The sequence below is a fragment of the Tepidanaerobacter syntrophicus genome (assembly GCF_001485475.2).
In the GTDB taxonomy this organism is placed as follows: Bacteria; Bacillota; Thermosediminibacteria; order Thermosediminibacterales; family Tepidanaerobacteraceae; genus Tepidanaerobacter; species Tepidanaerobacter syntrophicus.
Genome location: NZ_DF977003.1, coordinates 501,854 through 521,010, shown reverse-complemented (window position 1 = coordinate 521,010; position 19,157 = coordinate 501,854). Strand labels below are relative to the sequence as shown.

Below are 19,157 nucleotides of genomic sequence, written 5' to 3'. Positions count from 1 at the left end.
TGTGGCGCAACATACAAAATTAACAGGAAAGCAAAAAGCTGCTATATTAATAGTTTCTCTAGGGCCGGAAATAGCCGCAAATATTTACCGCTTTTTAAGCGAGGAAGACATAGAGCAACTGACTTTAGAAATAGCTAATATGAGGAAAATAAGTCAGGAAGAAAAAAATGAAGTGATGGACGAGTTTTACCAAATGCTGCTTGCCCAAAATTTCATAACTGAGGGCGGCATAGATTATGCGCGCCAGGTATTGGAAAAGGCTTTGGGCACTCAAAAAGCTTTGGAAATTATCAATAGGCTTACCTCATCACTTCAAGTAAGACCTTTTGATTTCGTAAGAAAAGCCGATCCTTCTCAATTAATGAACTTTTTGCAAAATGAAAATTCACAAACAATAGCATTAATACTTACATACTTAGAGCCTGAACAGGCGGCATCTTTTCTTTCTTCCCTGCCACCTGAAAAGCAGGTTGATATAGCAAAAAGGGTAGCTACTATGGACAGAACATCTCCTGATATAATTATGGAAGTAGAGCGAGTCTTAGAAAGACAGTTTGCATCTGTAGTAACAGAAGATTATACAAATGTAGGCGGAGTTCAGGCTGTAGTTAATATTTTAAACAATGTAGACAGGGGAACCGAAAAAAATATCATCGAGGCTTTAGAAGCAGAGAATCCCGACCTAGCAGAAGAAATAAGGCGAAGGATGTTCGTGTTTGAAGATATACTTACATTGGACAATAGGTCAATTCAGCGCACATTGCGCGAAGTTGATACTCGTGATTTGACATTGGCGCTAAAAGGAGCAAGTGATGAGGTTAAAAAGAGGATTTTTGAAAATATGTCAAAGCGTCAGGTAGAGATGGTAAGCGAAGATATGGAATTTATGGGGCCTGTTAGATTGCGAGATGTAGAAGAAGCCCAGCAAAAAATAGTAAATATAATAAGAAAATTGGAAGATGCGGGCGAAATTGTAATTTCACGCGGCGGAGGTGACGAGATCATTGTCTAATGTAATCAAAAGCGTTACTTTTACAAGCGAAAACCCCTTAAAATTAAAAGAACACTATAACGCTAAAAAAGCCGGAACAGGTAGCGCAAAATCCATAAATAGTCTGGATTTAACGTATCCTAAAATTTATGAAGATGAAGCTTCTCAACTATTAGAAGAAGCAATATCTAAGGCACGGGAAATTATAGAAGACGCTAAAGCTCAGGCTGCCGAAATTATTTCTAAAGCCGAAAAGCAAAAAGAGGATATTGAAAATAAGGCATTTAATAAAGGCTATAGCGAAGGACTAAAAGCGGCCATAAAAGATCAGCAGGAAAAATGGAATGAATACACGGAAAACTTTAAAGAGAGCCTTCAAAATGTTTTGACCAAAAACGAGTCTTATAAAAAGCACCTCGAGAAAGAATGCATTAAGCTTTCCCTTATGGTTGCTGAAAAAATCCTGCAGCAAAAGATAGAAGAACCGAATAATGAATATCTTGTTAATTTGGTAAGAAACAGCCTTAAAAAATTAGGAGAAGAAAAAGGCGCTATAATAAGAGTTTCCGAAAGCGATTACGACAAAGTGCACGAGCTGGCTTTGGCGGGAGATAATAATTTAAGACAAATCACAGTTATAAAGGATCCATTTTTATCTTGCGGAGACTGCATTATAGAATCTCCATCAGGTCAAATTGATGCAGGGATACACACTCAAATTGAGAATATCAGGCTATCTTTGAAAGAATTAGGAGTAATAAGTGATGCCTAAAAGTGGTTTTGATTACGTTTATTCTGTTTTAGACGATATAGTCACTATAAAGCCAAAGGGAAAGATATCTAAAATCGTAGGCCTTACCATAGAATCAGAAGGTCCTCCTGCTGAAATAAGCGAAATTTGTGTGATAAAATCTTCGAAAAATCCTAAAACGGTTTTAGCAGAGGTCGTCGGATTTCGAGACAAGACCATGATTTTAATGCCGCTAGGTGATATGGAAGACCTGGGACCAGGGTGGGATGTAGAGGCAACAGGAAAAAAGCTTACAACTCCTGTGGGCACTGAGCTTCTAGGAAGAGTTCTTGATGGCCTCGGAAGTCCAATTGACGATAAAGGACCGCTAAATACGAAACTTCGCTACCCGATATTTAACGATCCGCCTAATCCTGTTGAAAGACCTGTTATCAGCAAGCCGCTACCCATGGGGATTAAAGCCATTGACGCACTGCTTACATGTGGAGTGGGTCAAAGGCTAGGCATTTTTGCCGGAAGCGGTGTAGGCAAGAGCACACTTTTGGGCATGATCGCCCGAAACACAAAAGCAGATATTAATGTCATAGCTTTAGTCGGCGAAAGAGGAAGAGAACTTAACTCTTTTATAAACAAAGACTTAGGTGAAGAAGGCTTAAAGAGGTCTGTTATTGTAGTGTCTACATCTGAAAAACCGCCATTGGTGCGAACAAGAGCCGCATTTACAGCTACAGCCATTGCAGAGTATTTTCGAGACCAAGGGGCAAATGTTTTATTAATGATGGACTCTGTAACAAGATTTGCTATGGCTCAAAGAGAAGTTGGGCTTGCAGCTGGAGAACCACCGGTTACCAGAGGTTATACTCCTTCTGTTTATGCAACACTGCCAAAACTTCTAGAAAGGGCCGGCACATCTTCAAAGGGAACTATAACCGGTATATACACAGTTTTGGTGGACGGCGATGATTTAAATGAGCCAATATCCGATGCTGTCCGCGGAATCTTAGACGGTCATATAGTGCTTTCTCGGGAGCTTGCTAACAGAAATCATTACCCGGCAATAGATGTTATGGCAAGTATAAGCAGGCTTATGAGCGATATAGTCAGCCCCCGCCATAAAAAACTTGCAGGCAAGGTTAAAAATATACTTTCGGTTTATAAGGAAGCAGAAGATTTGATAAATATCGGAGCATATGTTAAGGGGAACAATCCTCAAATAGACGAAGCGATAAAATATATAGATAAAATAGAGAATTTCTTACTCCAGGAAGTAAGTGAAAAACTAGATTTTGATGAAACTTTAAAGGCTTTAGAAAAAATCTTTGAAGAGGAGAATTAGTGATATGAAAAAATTCTCTTTTAGGTTAGAAACCCCTCTTCGAATTAAAGAACTAAAAGAAAAAATTGAAAAACAAAAGCTTGCCGAAGCTATTAATGAAAAAAACAAGGCAGAAAAATCTTTGACCCAATTAGAATTATCAAAGAAAGATACATGGGAGAAAATAGAAAAACAATTATATGATTCCGTGAAGACAAATGTTTTATCAGACTTTGGTGTTTATTCTGCTCATATTTCTTCTAAAATTGACAGGCAAAAAATCGTTGTAAAAAATACGCACAGATTTTATGAGGAGAGAGTGCATTCATATATAATTTCGAGAAGAGAAAAACAAATCCTAGAAAAAGTAAAAGAAAAAAAATTCGCAGTATACAATAAAAACCTGAATGCTGAGGAACAAAAAATCACCGATGAGGTTGCTAACATAAACTATGACCGATTAGAAAGGGATACAAACGGCAATGGAAACCAGTAAGGGCAGAAGCATTGTTTTGATTATAATAGCAATAATACTATTAATAGCACTTGCAGCAGGCATAATACTTTATTTTAATTTTTATGATATAAACAAACTCAATCCATCTTTAAAAGCGATTTTATCAAAAGTGCCTATTTTAAATAAAAAGATTATACAGCAAGATGTAAGCGCTGATGCAAACAAAGAAGAAGAAAAACAGCAGATACTTCAAGAAAAAGAGAAGATAAAGGAAGAATGGGCTGCAATAGAAAAACAAAAGTTAGAGCTGCAAAATAAAGAGGCAGAATTAAAGCAAAAAGAAGCAGAGCTTGAAGCAAAAGAACAAGAAATTCAAGTCAACAACGAAAAACTTGAGACACAAATAGCAAATGTTAAAAACTTAGCCCAGTACTACGAACTAATGGATGCAAGCAGCGCTGCTAAAATCCTTCAAAATGTAGAAGATGAATTTTTAATACAACTTTTTCAGAACATGAAAAAAGATGCCGTTGCCGAAATATTGTCCAATCTTGACCCTAAAAAAGCCGCTTCAGTTACTAAGAAAATGAGCGGATTACAGTAATTAAAAACAATGTGCGTGAAAGGAGGTGATAAAGATGAATATGGTTCTTCAACTTTCAGAGCCGGCGTCTGCATCAGCAAACAGTTCAACTAAAGCAAGAGTTAGCCCAAATGACAAGAAGGCAAAAAGTTTCCAGGATTGCCTAAAAAGCGTAAATCAGGACACGACTGAGAGCAGTCGACAAGCTGAAGATGATAGCGAAGATGGTATAAAAGAAGAAAAAACAGCAGTTTTAAGTCAGCTACTTATAATTTTGTACCAACACAGGCAAACAAAGGATTTGAATTTACCTTCAGATGCAAACGTTTTTGGAGCCTTGGTAAATTTTGAAAAAGATTTTCCTGTCTTGGAAATGACATTAAAATCTTGTGAAAAAAACCTTGCAGAATGCTGGCAAGATATACTTCATGAGTTTAACGCCAGTGGAAAAATCGACACTGAAAATATCAGTAAGTTTTATCAAATATTAAAAGATATCTTTCCTGATTTTTCAATAACAAAAGGCGAAACAGCTGATTTGCTAAATAAGACCTTGATAGCTACGCTGGATTCAAATAAAAACAATGGTAGTGATGTTTCAGACGATATAAACTCCTTACCAAATAAGCCCGAATTTTTCATATCCGATTTCTTGACAAAGGATAGCAAAAAGGCAGATAATGTAAATTATGTTAAAGAAGATAAGATAATAAATAATGAAAATCGGAAAGATAGGCAAACCTTGGACAAAAATGCCGCAAATGTTTTGATAAGCAAAGGCGATACGATCTCTGCGGAAACGTTGGATATTACGAATACCGGTAATAAAAACAGTTTTCAAGATTTATCTAATATGAATTTGCAAGACATATTTTTAAAAAAATCTTCGACAGTTGCCACGGCTAAATTTGGCTCTGAATTAACATCTGCTGCAAAAACCGATCAAAATTATGAGATATTTAATCAATTAATCGACAAAATAAATTTTGCTATAAAAGAAAATATGCAGCAAGTAAATATTAGATTAAAGCCTGATTATCTCGGAAATATCTTAATTAAACTGACATCAAGTAAAGATAAACTGAGAACAGAGTTTTTTGTGGAAAATGCCCAGCTCAGGGATGTTTTAAAAATGCATGCTATTGATTTTCAAAGTCAAATAAAAGAGCGAGGATACGAGGTCTCGGAAATTAATGTTTATAATTTGTCTGACGGACTTGACTTGAGCACATCCGACCAGCGGCAAAGTAATAATTACAATCGCAATAAGGCAAAAGGGGTGCGCAATATTTTTGGCAGTTTAGAAGAAGACGGAAGGCAAGCTTTACTGGAAAATCATTATGATCAATGGGGAAACATAAGCCAAGTCAATTACATTGTTTAGGAGGTGCGTTGTATGTCTACATCAATCAATACAGATTACTATAATGGCGCTGTAAACAAGCAGCAAGAATCAAAGGCGTCACAATTAGACAAAGATGATTTTCTAAAATTATTAGTAACACAGCTAAGATACCAAAACCCCTTAGAACCTATGGATAATAATGAATATATAGCTCAATTAGCTCAGTTTAGCTCATTAGAGCAAATGCAGAATCTTAATTTACAAGTAGCAAATCTTTCAGCTCTTAGTACTATAGGAAAGTCAGCCTCGGCTATTGTTGAACAAAGCGAAATAGAAGGTGTGATTACCGGAATTGCTTTTAATGAGGGCACAGTGAATTTGATTATAGACACAGGAGATTATGAAGTAAAAGTTCCTATAGCTAATGTAGCCGAAATAAGATAAAGAGAGGTTGTGAAAATGGACGATTATTTAAAGATACAACAAAGTATAAACGATGTGCGGATATTTCCTGCTTCAGAAAGTACAAAAAAACAGGATGCTGTTGCAAAAAACGGGACGTTCGGCGATATACTCAAGCAAAAAGTAGAAGAGAATGAATTAAAGATATCTCAACACGCCCAGATGCGTATGAATATGCGTAATATAAATTTAACAGAAGAACAAAAGAAGATGCTCAGCAATGCCGTTGACAGAGCAAGCCAAAAAGGCGTGAAAGAGTCTCTAGTTTTAATGCAAGACATGGCCTTTGTTGTTAGCGTAAAAAATCGCACTGTGATTACTGCTATGAACGGGGAGAGCATAAAAGAAAACGTATTTACAAATATTGACGGCGCCGTAATTTTATAAGCCGGACCGCAAGGAGGCTTTAAGCTCCCGACTGACTGAAGGAGCTGGCGCTAAAATTATTAGGAGGGATTTAGCATGATGCGGTCAATGTTTTCTGGGGTAACAGGCCTTAGAAATCATCAAGTAAAAATGGATGTTATAGGGAACAACATCGCAAATGTTAATACAGTTGGATTTAAAAAGAGCAGAGTAATTTTTCAAGATACATTAAGTCAGACTATGCAAGGAGCGTCGTCTCCTCAGGGAAACCGAGGAGGTACAAATCCCATGCAGGTCGGATTGGGTATGCAAATAGCTTCTATTGACACGATACATTCTCCAAGCAGTGCAGAATATACAGGGAATATGACAGATATGTCAATCGAAGGTGAAGGATATTTCATCCTTGGCGATGGAGCTCAAACATATTTTACAAGAGCCGGGAATTTCGGATTTGATGCAAACGGAAATCTTATAAATACTGCAAGCGGCCTTAAAGTAATGGGATGGCAAGATGCGGAAAAACATGAAGTTCCTCAAGACAAATCACCCGGGTCAATAACGAGCATTGAGATTAGAAAAGGCATGATGATACCGGCATCCGCTACAAGCGAAGTGAAGTTTGCAAAAAATCTCAATGCAGAAACAGCGGCTAATGAATCTTATACATTGCCATTTAAGGTATACGACTCCTTAGGCTCAGGACATACATTAAATATTAAATTTGCTAAAACTGCTACTGCAAATGAATGGTCTTATGAGATAACATCTGCAGACAGCGCATTAACCGGCTTGCAAAACAACACAGGCACTTTAAATTTTGATGTCAATGGCAAATATATCCCTCCGGCAAATGCACAAAATCCGCTGACTATAACGCTTAATAATGTAGCTGCCGATATATCAATTGATATTGATTTTTCAGGCATGACTCAATATGCAAAGGAGACTACCGCCGATCTTTCTTACCAAAATGGCTATCCGGCTGGAACATTGACAGATATTACTACTGATGCCAGTGGAGTAATTACCGGAATCTTTGACAACGGTTACAGCAAACAGCTTGCTCAAGTTGCCATCGCAAACTTTGATAATCCGGGGGGTCTTATAAAGGCAGGTCAGAATATGTACAACATATCTAACAATTCCGGTGAGCCTCAAATAGGAGAAAGCGGCACCGGCGGTCGCGGCGCTATTTCTCCTGGTTATCTTGAAATGTCTAATGTGGATCTTTCGGAAGAATTTACCCAGATGATAATAACTCAGAGGGGTTTTCAGGCTAATTCTCGTATTATTACTACATCGGATGAGATGCTTCAAGAACTTGTGAACCTTAAAAGATAGGATAATCTTTTATTAACCGGGCTTAGCAAAATGCTAAGCCCGGGATAGAGGTGTCAAAACATGATAGAACTTACCAGATTAAATGGCACAAAATTTTTTTTAAACGCCGAACTAATTGAAATTATAGAATCAACTCCCGACACCGTTATAACGCTAACAACCGATAAAAAGCTTGTAGTATTGGAAAACAAAGATGAAATTATTGATAAAGTAATAGAATATAAAAGACGAATTTTTCTAAAGTAAAACTTGCAATTTCGAAGGGACTGGCAAAAATGGATTTAGCTACAATTATAGGTATCATCAGCGGCATTGCGCTAATGACCTGGGCGATTTTCACAGGCGGTACCCTGTCTGCATTTATTGATATTCCCTCAGCTATGATAGTTTTTGGCGGCGTTATTGCAGCAACTCTTATTAATTATCCGCTGTCAAAACTTACTAGCTTAATGAAAATAATTAAAATCGTCTTTACTGAAAAACCCATTGAGGCAGGGGATGTAATACACACAATAATAGGACTTGCCGAAACTGCTAGAAGAGAGGGATTACTAGCCCTAGAAGATGCCGCATATCAGCTTAAAGATGATTTTATGAAAAAAGGGATACTCCTTATTGTAGACGGTACAGATCCTGAACTTGTAAAAAATATAATGGAGACTGAGCTTGCTTTTTTAGAGGAACGCCACAGCGAAGGCCAAGGCATACTTGAAACGATGGGTACCTTGGCTCCGGCTTTTGGACTTATAGGAACTATAATAGGACTTATAAATATGTTAAAAAATCTTGATAAACCTGAATTAATAGGTCCGGGGATGGCGGTAGCCCTTATTACTACATTTTACGGTGCGCTGATTGCTAATATGTTTTTCATTCCTATGGCAGGAAAACTCAAAGTAAGAAGTCGCGAAGAAATATTGGTTAAAGAAGTGATGATAGAAGGGATACTTTCCATACAGGCCGGCGAAAATCCAAGGATCATTGAAGAAAAACTCAAAGCGTTCTTAGCTCCAGACAATCGAAAACGTATGGGTTCTAATAAAAATACTGAAAGCGGTGAAGACGTTGCCTGGCAGCAGACGGCGAAATAATAATAACGAAAAGCAAGGCGGGGGTTCTCCTGCCTGGATGACAACTTACGGAGATCTTGTAACTCAAATTCTTTTATTTTTTGTTTTACTTTTTTCTCTTTCGAATTTAGACAGCGGAAAATTCAGCTCTGCAATGACATCTCTTCAAGGCTCTTTAGGCATATTAGATGGCGGTTCTGCTATTATGGGTGGAGAGTTTACGGAGGCCGGCAATAGCGGCGAATTCTTGATTTCTGCTGAGGAACAGCGAGAATTCGAGCAGCTGGAGTCGAAGATACAAAAAGTAATAGATGAAGGCGACATCGGCGGCGTGCATTTAAGTTTAGACGAAAGAGGGTTGGTAGTAAGATTTGTGGAAGGAGTGCTGTTTGATTCAGGAAAAGCAGAAATAAAAGACGATGCAAAAAAGATACTAGATAAGCTTGCACCTATTCTTATTGAAAGCCATAGGCAAATAAGAATAGAAGGTCATACAGATAATCTTCCCATACATACAAAAGAATTTCCGTCAAACTGGGAATTATCAACTGCTAGAGCGGTGAATGTGGTAAAATACCTTATAGAGCGGCACAATATGTCGCCTTATATCATATCAGCAGCCGGATATAGTGAATACAGACCGATAGCACCTAATGATTCCGAAAGAAACAGGGCCTTAAACAGGCGCGTTGATATTATAATTTTAAAATCAACATCAGAAGCACAAGAGCCTAGATAAAGGAGGACAATACAAACTTGGCAGCCCAAAATGAAAATGCAAATACTAACCCTAAAAAGGGTAAGTTCAGCAACTTGTTAATTATTATATTTATAGCTATAGTATTATTGGCCCTTACAACCGGTATAGCATACTTTGTTGCAACAAATACAGTAGGTCGAAGTTCAGATAACGCAAATGGTTCTTCGGAAAAATCTGCAAAAAGTTATGTTACTTATGATGCGGGAGAATTTCTTACTAATTTATCTGATAAGGGATATATAAAACTTTCATTAGTCTATTTATTAGAAAGCAAAGAAGTGCAAGAACAAGTTACACAAAAAGACAGTGAAATAAGAGATAGGATATTCAGTATACTAAGGTCGAAAACTTATGATTCAGTGAAAGACAGTAATGGCATGGAAGACCTGAGAAAAGAAATAAAAAGCTCATTGAACCAGATTCTTGGCGAAGGAAGTATCGTAGAGGTTTATTTTACCAGTATCATAGTAAACTAAAGACGGAGGCGGTAAGTTTTGTCAGATATACTTTCACAAAATGAGATAGATGCTCTTCTAGCCGCTCTGTCGACAGGGGAAGTCAAAGCTGAGGAAATAAAAAAAGAATCTGAAAAAAAAGTAAAACCATATGATTTTAAACGTCCGAATAAATTTTCTAAAGAACAACTGAATACCCTCAGCATGATACATGAAAATTTTGCTCGCCTTTTAACTACTTATTTATCTGCTCAATTGCGGACTTTTGTTCAAATAAATGTATTTTTTGTCGAGCAAATGACATATAACGAATTTATATCTTCTCTCCCGAATCCTTCTTTGATATCTGTTGTAGATTTTTCTCCGCTAAAGGGTGCGGCAATAATGGAAATAAATCCATCTATTGCATTTTCAATAATTGATAGATTACTAGGAGGACCGGGGGATTATAGCGGCAAGTTGCGGGAACCTACAGAAATTGAAACAACTATTATAGAAAAGATTTTTACAAAAATGACAAGTATACTAAATGAGGCATGGAAGGACATAGAAAATATTCAAACCAAAATGGAAAAACTTGAAACAAATTCTCAATTTGTTCAACTTGTTTCCCCTAACGAGGCAGTAGCCCTAATAACTTTTAATGCAAAAATCGGAAAAACTGAAGGTATGATAAACATTTGTATACCTCATATAGTCTTAGAGCCTATAATGCCTAAGCTGTCAACAAGAATTTGGTTGGCCACAACCGGTCAAGAGCAATCGAGTAGTGCAAAAGAAGTAATTATTGATAAGGTCCATGATACTAAAATACAATTGAGAGTTGAGCTTGGTCGAGCAAGTATAACAATAGGGGAGTTTCTTGGCCTTTCCGTTGGGGATGTAATAAGGCTAAACAGAGATATAAAGGATGGGGTAGATGTTCGCATAAGGGATAAATTAAAATTTTCAGGCTCCGTAGGTATACATCGCAACAAAATGGCTGTAAAAGTTCAAAAAATTTATTACGAAAAGGAGGGATCTTATGAATGATCACTTCCTGTCGCCGGAAGAGATTAAAGAGCTTATCAATGATCCGAATGGTGCAGATAAAAATATCCAGATTACAAAAGAAGAAATAGATGCGCTAGGAGAAATAGGAAATATATCAATAGGAACATCTGCCACCACACTTTATTCTTTGCTTAAGAATAAAGTTGTCATCACAACTCCGAAAGTATCGATAACAACTATTAAAAAACTAAAAGAGGCATATCCCATCCCATTTATAAGTGTTGAAGTTTCATATACTAAGGGCATAAACGGAAGTACCTTGATGATAATGAAAGAAGAAGATGCCAAAATTATAGCTGATCTTATGATGGGCGGAGATGGGCGAAACGTCGACGATTTGGAACTTGATGATATAAGAATGAGCGCCGTTGGAGAAGCCATGAATCAGATGATGGGATCTGCTGCCACTTCTTTGTCAATAATGCTTAAAAAGGACATAAGTATTTCGCCGCCTACTTTAACTAGAGTAGATTTAGCGGCAGATTCTTTGAAAGGGTATTTTGATGAAAATGAAGATATAGTAGATATATCCTTTACAATGGAAGTTGGCGATTTTCTAAAAAGCGAAATAATGCAGCTTATGCCCATAACCTTTGCAAAAAGGCTTGCCGCAGAGCTTTATTCGCTTTCGATGGGAGAAACTGCGCCTGAGGAAAGCCCTGCAAGTGGCGAAGATACTGATACAGATCTTACGGCAAATAGCACCTATAATAATGAACCGCCTAAAAAAGAACCTCAGCCAAATAGGCCAATAAAGCAGGAGGTACCGCAAAAATCAAAAGCAGAGGAGCACTCGGCTAACACGCAAAATCAAAATGTCACAGTTAAACCTGTAGAATTTCATCCGCTTCAAGAGGAAGCAGTGTTTAGCCCACCATCAAGCCTGGATTTAATATTGGACGTCCCGTTAGAGGTCACTGTCGAATTAGGCAGGACAGAAAAAACGGTAAAAGAGATTCTGGAAATTTCTTCAGGAACAATAATAGAACTGGACAAAATGGCAGGAGAGCCTGCCGACATTTTAGTTAATGGCAAACTAATAGCCAAAGGTGAAGTTGTAGTAATAGACGAAAACTTCGGAGTTCGAATAACGGAAATAATTAATTCTGTTGACAGGGTTAAAAGTTTACAGTAACAGGAGGATGAGTTTCATGGGAGGAATATTAATAGTAGACGATGCCGCTTTTATGAGAATGATGATTAAAGATATATTGACTAAAAACGGTTATCAAGTTTCAGGAGAAGCAGAAAATGGAGCGGTAGCAGTTCAGGCGTACAATGAATTAAAGCCAGATCTTGTAATAATGGATATCGCAATGCCGGAAATGGATGGAATTGAAGCTGTTAAAAAAATAAAGGCAATTGACCCTTCGGCAAAAATCATAATGTGCTCAGCAATGGGCCAGCAAGCCATGGTAATAGATGCTATTCAGGCCGGAGCCAGAGATTTTGTGGTAAAACCTTTTCAACCGGAAAGAGTCATTGAAGCAGTAAAGAAGGCCTTAAGTTAAACTGAAGAAGGTTCTTATATGAAAAGATATACAGTTTGCATTATAGTATTTTTTATCTTGTTTATGGCGTTGCCGGCTACTTATAGCTATGGTGACTCAATAAACATTGATAATCTTAAAAATTATGACTTTGATACTCCTAATATAAATGGAAATGGGACCAATCAAGGTTATAGTAGTTTTAAGGGTATTACCACGCTTTTAGTTTATTTCTTATTCTTTATAATTGTATCTTTCATGGCTTATTTTACTGTTAAGTGGGTGGGAAAGCATCAAGTTAAGGTAAATATAAAAAGCAAGTATATGGAAGTAGTTGATAGTTTATTTTTCGGAAGCGACAAGGGGCTGTACATTGTAAAAACTCCAGAGGGAATGTTTATACTAGGTGTGACTAAAGAAAATATAACTTTAATTGAAAGACTTGGAGAAAATGAAGAGGAGCTCATAAAAGCTGCCGAGTCAAATAAGGATACTCATGATAAAATTTTTTCTGATCATTTGAATTCTTATTTAAAAAAGCTAAAAAGCGGCTCAACAAAGACAAGTACGGTGAAAAAAAGTGAAAAATCTTAAACGTTACATATTTTTGATAACATCTGCAATGCTGTTATTCTTTATAGTCGGCCAAAAAGTTGTATATGCTGCTCCGGCTCCGGAAGAAATTCCTATTCCTATACCGGCATTTCCTTTTATTAAGCCTGCTGAAACCGCAAACGAAACTGCAATGACACTGCAAATAATTTTGATTTTGACAATATTGTCCCTTGCACCTTCTATATTAATATTATTGACATCATTTACCCGCACAATTATAGTGCTTTCATTTGTAAGGAATGGCTTAGGAGTTCAGCAAGTTCCACCAACTCAAGTTTTGATAGGTCTTGCATTATTTATTACTGTTTTTATAATGGCTCCTGTCTGGACTGATATAAATAACAATGCATTGCAGCCGTATCTTAGACAAGAAATAAATACGCAAGAGGCCTTAGAGAAAGCTCAGGTTCCCTTACGAAATTTTATGTTCCGGCAAACTAGAGAAAAAGATTTGGCTTTATTTGTCCATTATGCTAAATTGGAACAGCCTCTAAAAACACTTGACGATATACCTACATATGTCTTGATTCCGGCTTTTGTAATAAGCGAGCTAAAAACCGCTTTCCAGATGGGTTTTATAATATTCATACCGTTTTTAGTTATAGATATGATAGTATCAAGCACACTTATGTCAATGGGTATGCTGATGCTGCCTCCAATAATGATATCTTTACCGTTTAAAATACTGCTTTTTGTAATGGTGGACGGTTGGAATCTGGTGATTAATTCGTTACTTACAGGTTTTCATTAAAAAACTTAAAAGGACGTGAGGGCAAAATGACTCAAGAAACGGTGATATATATTGCAAAAGAAGCCCTATCAGTAGCTTTACTGGTCTCAGCACCTGCGCTGGTGTTAAGTATGGTAGTAGGTGTTATTATCAGTATTTTTCAAGCCACAACTCAAATTCAAGAACAAACATTAACGTTTGTCCCGAAAATCATAGCGGTAATGGTCTCTATGGTTATATTCGGTCCATGGATGCTAAATATTATAACGCAATTTACATACAATCTTTTTTCGAGCATCCCAAATTTTATTTATTAATAATTCTATAGTCATTAGGCAGATAATATGAGTACAGAAAACGAAATTGCTATAATCAAATATCTTTTAATTTTATTTAGATGTTCTAGCTTTTTTATGCTTACTCCCGTTTTTGGTAGGCGAGAAATTCCGGCTCAAGCCAAAATAGGACTTGCGGCACTGATTTCTTTTATAGTATACCCTTTTATTTCTGCCCCTAATCTGGCCATGAATTTTTGGGATATCGCTTCATGTGTTTTAAAAGAATTTGCAACAGGAATCTCGATGGGATATGCTGTCTTTTTAGTATTTTCTGCACTGTATCTTGCTGGGGGAATTATAGATTTTGAGATGGGTTTTGGAATGGTAAATGTTTTAGATCCTCAAAGCAACACACAAATTCCGCTTATGGGGAATTATTACTATATTTTAGCTCTTTTAATGTTTTTAACTTTTGACGGACACCATATGCTGATTACAGCAGTTATTAGGAGCTATGAATTGATACCTTTAGGGACAGCTACATACAGCAAGGGATTACTCAATATTATGATTACAGGGTTTGGTGATATGTTTGCACTTGGTGTGAAGATAGCACTGCCGATTGCCGCAATTGTTTTTCTGACAGATCTTTCCCTTGGAATAATTGCGCGGACTGTTCCGCAGATGAACGTATTTATACTAGGTCTTCCTTTAAAGATAGCAATAGGAATGATAGGAATGATTATAATTTTCCCGATGTTTATTGTGGTTTTAGGCTCTATGTATGATGAAGTTTATAGAAAAATCTTGATGGTTGTAATGGAAATGCAGGTAAGGCCATGAATTTGCAATTATTTTCAGAAGAAAGAACAGAGAAAGCCACACCGAGAAAGCGTCAAAAGGCTCGGGAAAAAGGCCAGGTTTTTTCTAGTAGAGAATTGAATTCTGCTTTATTACTTTTTACCGGTTTTTTACTTATTAAAATCACAGGGAAAAACTTAATCACAAATTCCATGGATTTTTTTGAATATATTTTGACTGACGTTATTAATTTAGATATCTTTAACATCCAATCCATAAAAGCTTTTTTCTACGAGGTGATTATTTTTATAGCAAAAGGCCTTGCACCTATTGCTCTAGGCTTATGCGCAGTTGGGATTATAGCAAATTACATGCAAGTAGGTTTTGTGATAAGTTTCGAACCTTTATCTCCAAAACTTGAAAGAATAAATCCCTTAGAAGGTTTTAAACGAATATTTTCAAAGCGAGGTTTACTCGAGCTTGTAAAGTCAATTGTAAAAATTCTTGGTGTAGCGTATATAGTTTATACGGTAATAAACAAATATAGGACTTATTTTTCCCTTATGCTAGATATGCAGCTTACAGACACTTTGAGTTTGACGGCAGGAATTGCTTTTGAAATTGGAATCAAGGCATCAGCTATTCTTTTAATAATAGCCGCAGTTGATTATTTCTACCAGTGGCGTGAATATGAAACAAGTTTAATGATGTCAAAGCAGGAGTTAAAGGAAGAATATAAAGAAGTGGAAGGGAATCCTCAGATAAAATCACGAATTCGGCAGGTACAGCGTCAAATGGCTCGAAGCAGAATGATGCAAAATGTAGGTAAGGCTGATGTTGTTATTACAAATCCTACACACTATGCTGTAGCATTAGGTTATGATGCCTCTACAAATCCCGCACCTGTTGTTTTAGCTAAAGGTGCTGACAAGGTTGCTGAAAAAATTAAGCAGATAGCAATAAAAGAGGATATTCCTATTGTAGAAAATAAAATGCTTGCCCGAACTTTATATAAAACTGTTGAAGTTGGTGACATGATACCTGAGTCGCTATACAATGCAGTTGCAGAAGTTTTGGCATTTATATACAGTTTGAAGGAAAGGGGGTTTAGTTAAATGCAGATTGGCGACATTGTAATGGCTGTAATAGCCGTGCTTATAGTTATTATGATGATAATACCGGTTCCGGCTGCCTTACTTGATCTTTTATTGACCTTTAATATAACACTGGCATTATTGATTCTGTTAATATCTATGAACACCGAAAAACCCCTTGATTTTTCAATATTTCCTTCTCTTTTGCTTATAACAACACTGCTTAGACTTTCCCTTAATATATCTTCAACAAGACTTATCTTAATAAATGGTTATGCCGGAAAGGTTATTGAGGCATTTGGAAATTTTGTCGTCAAAGGAAACCCCTTAGTTGGATTCATAATCTTTATTATAATAGAAGTTATTCAATTTATGGTAATTACCCGAGGCGCCGAAAGAGTTGCAGAGGTTGCCGCCAGATTTACGTTAGATGCTATGCCGGGTAAACAAATGAGTATAGACGCTGATTTAAATGCAGGTATTATTGATGAAGTGCAGGCGCGAGCCCGGCGAGAGGAGATTCAACGGGAAGCAGATTTTTATGGGGCCATGGACGGTGCCAGCAAATTTGTTAAAGGCGATGCCATAGCCGGCATTATCATAACCATAATTAATATCATAGGCGGATTTATTACCGGCATGGTATTTCAGGGATTAGAATTTGCAGAGGCATTAAACAGATATACCCTATTAACAGTAGGTGATGGCCTTATTAGTCAAATTCCTGCTCTTCTTATTTCTACAGCAACAGGTATAGTTGTTACAAAATCAGCAACTTCAGGCCATCTGGGCAAAGATATTATAAAGCAGTTTACGGCATACCCAAGATTACTTTTGCTATCCTCCGGAGTCTTAGCTTTATTTGCAATTATACCGGGTTTGCCGTTTATTCCGTTTATAGCTCTTGCCGGAATGCTGGGATATGCAGGAACGACTCTTAAAAAATCGTCCGAGAGAGAAAGCCAAAAAGTAGAAGAATTACAAAAAGAAAAAGAATTGGAAGAGATGAAAAAACCCGAAAATATATATTCGCTTCTTCAGGTAGATCCTATAGAAGTCGAATTTGGCTATAATATAATTCCCTTAGCTGATGCAAGCCAGGGAGGAGATTTGCTCGACAGGGTAGTTATGATAAGAAGACAGTGCGCTCTTGATTTGGGGATAGTGGTTCCTATGATACGCTTAAGAGATAACATGCAGCTTAGACCAAACGAATATATAATAAAGATAAAAGGCGTTGAAGCGGGCCGATATGAGATTAGAATTGATAGTTACTTGATAATGAATCCCACAGGAGAATCAATAGAAATAGAAGGGATAGAAACTCGCGAGCCTGCTTTTGGATTACCTGCTATGTGGATATCGGCAGATAAAAAGGAAATCGCTGAAATGAAAGGATATACAGTAGTTGATGCATCGTCAGTGCTGGCAACGCACCTTACGGAAATTATAAAAAGATATGCCCATGAACTATTAGGACGTCAAGAGGTCAAAAACCTACTGGACAATTTAAAAGAACAATACCCGGCTTTAGTGGATGAAATAGTGCCGAAACTGCTTACAATAGGAGAAGTACAAAAAGTATTGTCGAATTTATTAAAAGAAAATATACCAATACGCGATCTTGTAACGATTCTTGAAACGTTAGGGGATTATGCGATGCTTACCAAGGACACTGATATACTAACCGAATATGTACGACAAAGACTAAAACGCGTTATAACTGAAAGATTCGTTCCAAATAAAATAGCCCAAGTTATTACACTTGATAGGCAAATTGAAGAAATGATTTTAAATTCTATAACATCAGATGAAACCGGATCCCGCGCAGCCTTAGATCCGGTAGTGGTTCAAAAGATTAGAAATTCCTTTGTGCAAACCGTAAATGAATTGCACGCCAAAGGCATATCTCCAATAGTCTTAACGAGCCCAATGGTTAGAGTATATTTTAAAAAAATAGTGGAAGATTACATTTCTTTGGTGCCGGTTTTATCATACAATGAATTGGAGCCTGATGTTGAAGTCAGGTCAGTAGGAGTGGTAAGCTTAAAATGAAAATTAAAACCTATGTAGCTGACAATATTCAAGAGGCTTTTTATAAAGTAAAAACTGAACTTGGTAAAGATGCCGTTATTCTCCAAACAAAGCACATTAAAAAGGGCGGGCTTTTAGGCTTTTTCGCAAAAAATATGGTAGAAGTAGTTGCTGCCAATGATATTGATATAAGTAGTGTGCAAAGCGCTCCTAAAAAGCCCACAATTCAAGTATTGCCTGATATAATAAAACCAGAGGCAGCGGCTACAACTGAACTTGTTCAAATTAAAAGTGAAGTAAAAGAACTAAAGGATATGATAAATAAATTGATTTCTGTCCAAAAACAGTCTACAGATGACATAAAAGCAGATCAGAGCAACATATCTTCTCCACTCAAAGACATTTACAACAGAATGTCTGATATGGAAATAGAGACAGATATCATAAATGCGGTAATAAGCGGTATTAGCGCTGAGATAAAAGAAGGCAGCAGTGAAATCGACCTTCGTAATATTTTTAAAAAGGAAATAGCCTCTTTAGTTGACGCAACTGAGCCAATAGAGCTTTCAAGAGAAAACAATATAATAGCATTTGTGGGCCCTACAGGTGTAGGCAAAACAACTACAATTGCAAAGATTGCAGCACATTTCTCGTTATACAAAAATAAGAGGGTAGCTATGCTGACTACCGATACTTTTAGGGTTGGAGCTATAGAACAATTAAGGCTTTACGGCGATTTAATGGAAATTCCAGTTTTTGTCGTCTACAATTTAGAAGACATGAAGCTTATCCATAAAGATATATCAAATTATGATCTACTGCTAGTTGACACTATGGGATTTAATCCTAATAACCGAATGCAAATTAAGAAAATCAAAGGTCTTTTAGATAACATATGCCCTACTGAAATTCATTTGGTAATAAGTGCCTCAACTAAAACCTGTGATTTAATAGATATCTTGAATAATTATAAAGAACTTCAGTATACAAAAATAATAGTGACAAAACTAGATGAGACGAAATCGTATGGCGTACTTTTGAACACGATAAAAGCAGCAAAAAATTGCAAACTTTCTTATTTGACGATGGGTCAAAATGTCCCTGATGATATCGAGGTAGCTTCGGCTGACAGAATTGCAGACATGATTTTGGGGGAAATTTAA

Annotated in this window: 23 protein-coding genes; all 23 read left to right on the top strand. The window is 36.8% G+C overall.

What is annotated here, in order from left to right; all coding sequences use genetic code 11:
- The first annotated feature begins 1 nt into the window (after position 1).
- The 23 genes from fliG (at position 2) to flhF (ending at position 19,157) form a co-directional block, all read left to right on the top strand.
- Entirely contained in the window at positions 2-1,012 is a 1,011-nt protein-coding gene (fliG, locus tag TSYNT_RS11475) for a flagellar motor switch protein FliG (RefSeq protein WP_059034167.1), read from the top strand.
- Complete coding sequence (locus TSYNT_RS11470; protein ID WP_238142725.1) at positions 1,005-1,763, top strand: FliH/SctL family protein; 759 nt, start codon at positions 1,005-1,007, stop codon at positions 1,761-1,763. Before fliG ends, TSYNT_RS11470 begins: the two co-directional genes overlap by 8 nt.
- Entirely contained in the window at positions 1,756-3,078 is a 1,323-nt protein-coding gene (gene fliI / locus TSYNT_RS11465; RefSeq protein ID WP_083497753.1) for a flagellar protein export ATPase FliI, read from the top strand. Before TSYNT_RS11470 ends, fliI begins: the two co-directional genes overlap by 8 nt.
- A gap of 4 nt (positions 3,079-3,082) precedes the next feature.
- Positions 3,083-3,553: a flagellar export protein FliJ gene (fliJ, locus tag TSYNT_RS11460; protein WP_059034162.1), complete on the top strand. Its 471-nt coding sequence runs from the start codon at positions 3,083-3,085 to the stop codon at positions 3,551-3,553.
- Positions 3,540-4,118: a MotE family protein gene (locus TSYNT_RS11455; RefSeq protein ID WP_059034159.1), complete on the top strand. Its 579-nt coding sequence runs from the start codon at positions 3,540-3,542 to the stop codon at positions 4,116-4,118. Before fliJ ends, TSYNT_RS11455 begins: the two co-directional genes overlap by 14 nt.
- Before the next feature lie 34 nt (positions 4,119-4,152).
- Entirely contained in the window at positions 4,153-5,481 is a 1,329-nt protein-coding gene (locus TSYNT_RS11450; protein WP_059034157.1) for a flagellar hook-length control protein FliK, read from the top strand.
- A 12-nt stretch (positions 5,482-5,493) separates the two neighbouring features.
- On the top strand, positions 5,494-5,886 hold the full coding sequence (locus TSYNT_RS11445; protein ID WP_059034154.1) for a flagellar hook capping FlgD N-terminal domain-containing protein: 393 nt from the start codon (positions 5,494-5,496) through the stop codon (positions 5,884-5,886).
- Between the two features lie 15 nt (positions 5,887-5,901).
- Positions 5,902-6,291 (top strand): TIGR02530 family flagellar biosynthesis protein, encoded by a 390-nt coding sequence (locus TSYNT_RS11440; protein WP_059034152.1) that lies wholly within the window; start codon positions 5,902-5,904, stop codon positions 6,289-6,291.
- Positions 6,292-6,366: 75 nt separating this feature from the next.
- Positions 6,367-7,614 (top strand): flagellar hook protein FlgE, encoded by a 1,248-nt coding sequence (locus tag TSYNT_RS11435; RefSeq protein WP_059034150.1) that lies wholly within the window; start codon positions 6,367-6,369, stop codon positions 7,612-7,614.
- Between the two features lie 60 nt (positions 7,615-7,674).
- Positions 7,675-7,860, top strand: a complete 186-nt coding sequence (locus TSYNT_RS11430) for a flagellar FlbD family protein (RefSeq protein WP_059034149.1) — start codon at positions 7,675-7,677, stop codon at positions 7,858-7,860.
- Between the two features lie 29 nt (positions 7,861-7,889).
- Positions 7,890-8,705: a motility protein A gene (locus tag TSYNT_RS11425; RefSeq protein WP_059034148.1), complete on the top strand. Its 816-nt coding sequence runs from the start codon at positions 7,890-7,892 to the stop codon at positions 8,703-8,705.
- 37 nt (positions 8,706-8,742) lie between these two features.
- Positions 8,743-9,423: an OmpA/MotB family protein gene (locus tag TSYNT_RS11420; RefSeq protein WP_238142724.1), complete on the top strand. Its 681-nt coding sequence runs from the start codon at positions 8,743-8,745 to the stop codon at positions 9,421-9,423.
- A gap of 17 nt (positions 9,424-9,440) precedes the next feature.
- A complete protein-coding gene (locus TSYNT_RS11415) occupies positions 9,441-9,920 on the top strand; it encodes a flagellar basal body-associated FliL family protein (protein ID WP_059034146.1) in 480 nt (159 codons plus the stop codon).
- 18 nt (positions 9,921-9,938) lie between these two features.
- Positions 9,939-10,931, top strand: coding sequence for a flagellar motor switch protein FliM (gene fliM, locus TSYNT_RS11410; RefSeq protein WP_059034145.1), 993 nt, complete (start codon positions 9,939-9,941; stop codon positions 10,929-10,931).
- The gene (gene fliY, locus TSYNT_RS11405) at positions 10,924-12,087 is read left to right on the top strand and encodes a flagellar motor switch phosphatase FliY (RefSeq protein WP_059034143.1); all 1,164 of its coding nucleotides are present in this window, start codon (positions 10,924-10,926) and stop codon (positions 12,085-12,087) included. Before fliM ends, fliY begins: the two co-directional genes overlap by 8 nt.
- A gap of 16 nt (positions 12,088-12,103) precedes the next feature.
- On the top strand, positions 12,104-12,463 hold the full coding sequence (locus TSYNT_RS11400; RefSeq protein ID WP_059034138.1) for a response regulator: 360 nt from the start codon (positions 12,104-12,106) through the stop codon (positions 12,461-12,463).
- Between the two features lie 18 nt (positions 12,464-12,481).
- Positions 12,482-13,036: a flagellar biosynthetic protein FliO gene (locus tag TSYNT_RS11395; RefSeq protein ID WP_059034137.1), complete on the top strand. Its 555-nt coding sequence runs from the start codon at positions 12,482-12,484 to the stop codon at positions 13,034-13,036.
- Positions 13,037-13,187: 151 nt separating this feature from the next.
- The gene (fliP, locus tag TSYNT_RS11390; protein ID WP_059034367.1) at positions 13,188-13,808 is read left to right on the top strand and encodes a flagellar type III secretion system pore protein FliP; all 621 of its coding nucleotides are present in this window, start codon (positions 13,188-13,190) and stop codon (positions 13,806-13,808) included.
- Between the two features lie 26 nt (positions 13,809-13,834).
- Complete coding sequence (fliQ, locus tag TSYNT_RS11385; RefSeq protein WP_059034136.1) at positions 13,835-14,104, top strand: flagellar biosynthesis protein FliQ; 270 nt, start codon at positions 13,835-13,837, stop codon at positions 14,102-14,104.
- A gap of 27 nt (positions 14,105-14,131) precedes the next feature.
- Positions 14,132-14,908, top strand: coding sequence for a flagellar biosynthetic protein FliR (gene fliR / locus TSYNT_RS11380; RefSeq protein ID WP_059034134.1), 777 nt, complete (start codon positions 14,132-14,134; stop codon positions 14,906-14,908).
- Entirely contained in the window at positions 14,905-15,981 is a 1,077-nt protein-coding gene (gene flhB / locus TSYNT_RS11375) for a flagellar biosynthesis protein FlhB (RefSeq protein ID WP_059034132.1), read from the top strand. Before fliR ends, flhB begins: the two co-directional genes overlap by 4 nt.
- Entirely contained in the window at positions 15,982-18,015 is a 2,034-nt protein-coding gene (gene flhA / locus TSYNT_RS11370; RefSeq protein ID WP_059034130.1) for a flagellar biosynthesis protein FlhA, read from the top strand. It abuts the gene before it with no gap.
- On the top strand, positions 18,012-19,157 hold the full coding sequence (gene flhF, locus TSYNT_RS11365) for a flagellar biosynthesis GTPase FlhF (RefSeq protein WP_059034128.1): 1,146 nt from the start codon (positions 18,012-18,014) through the stop codon (positions 19,155-19,157). Before flhA ends, flhF begins: the two co-directional genes overlap by 4 nt.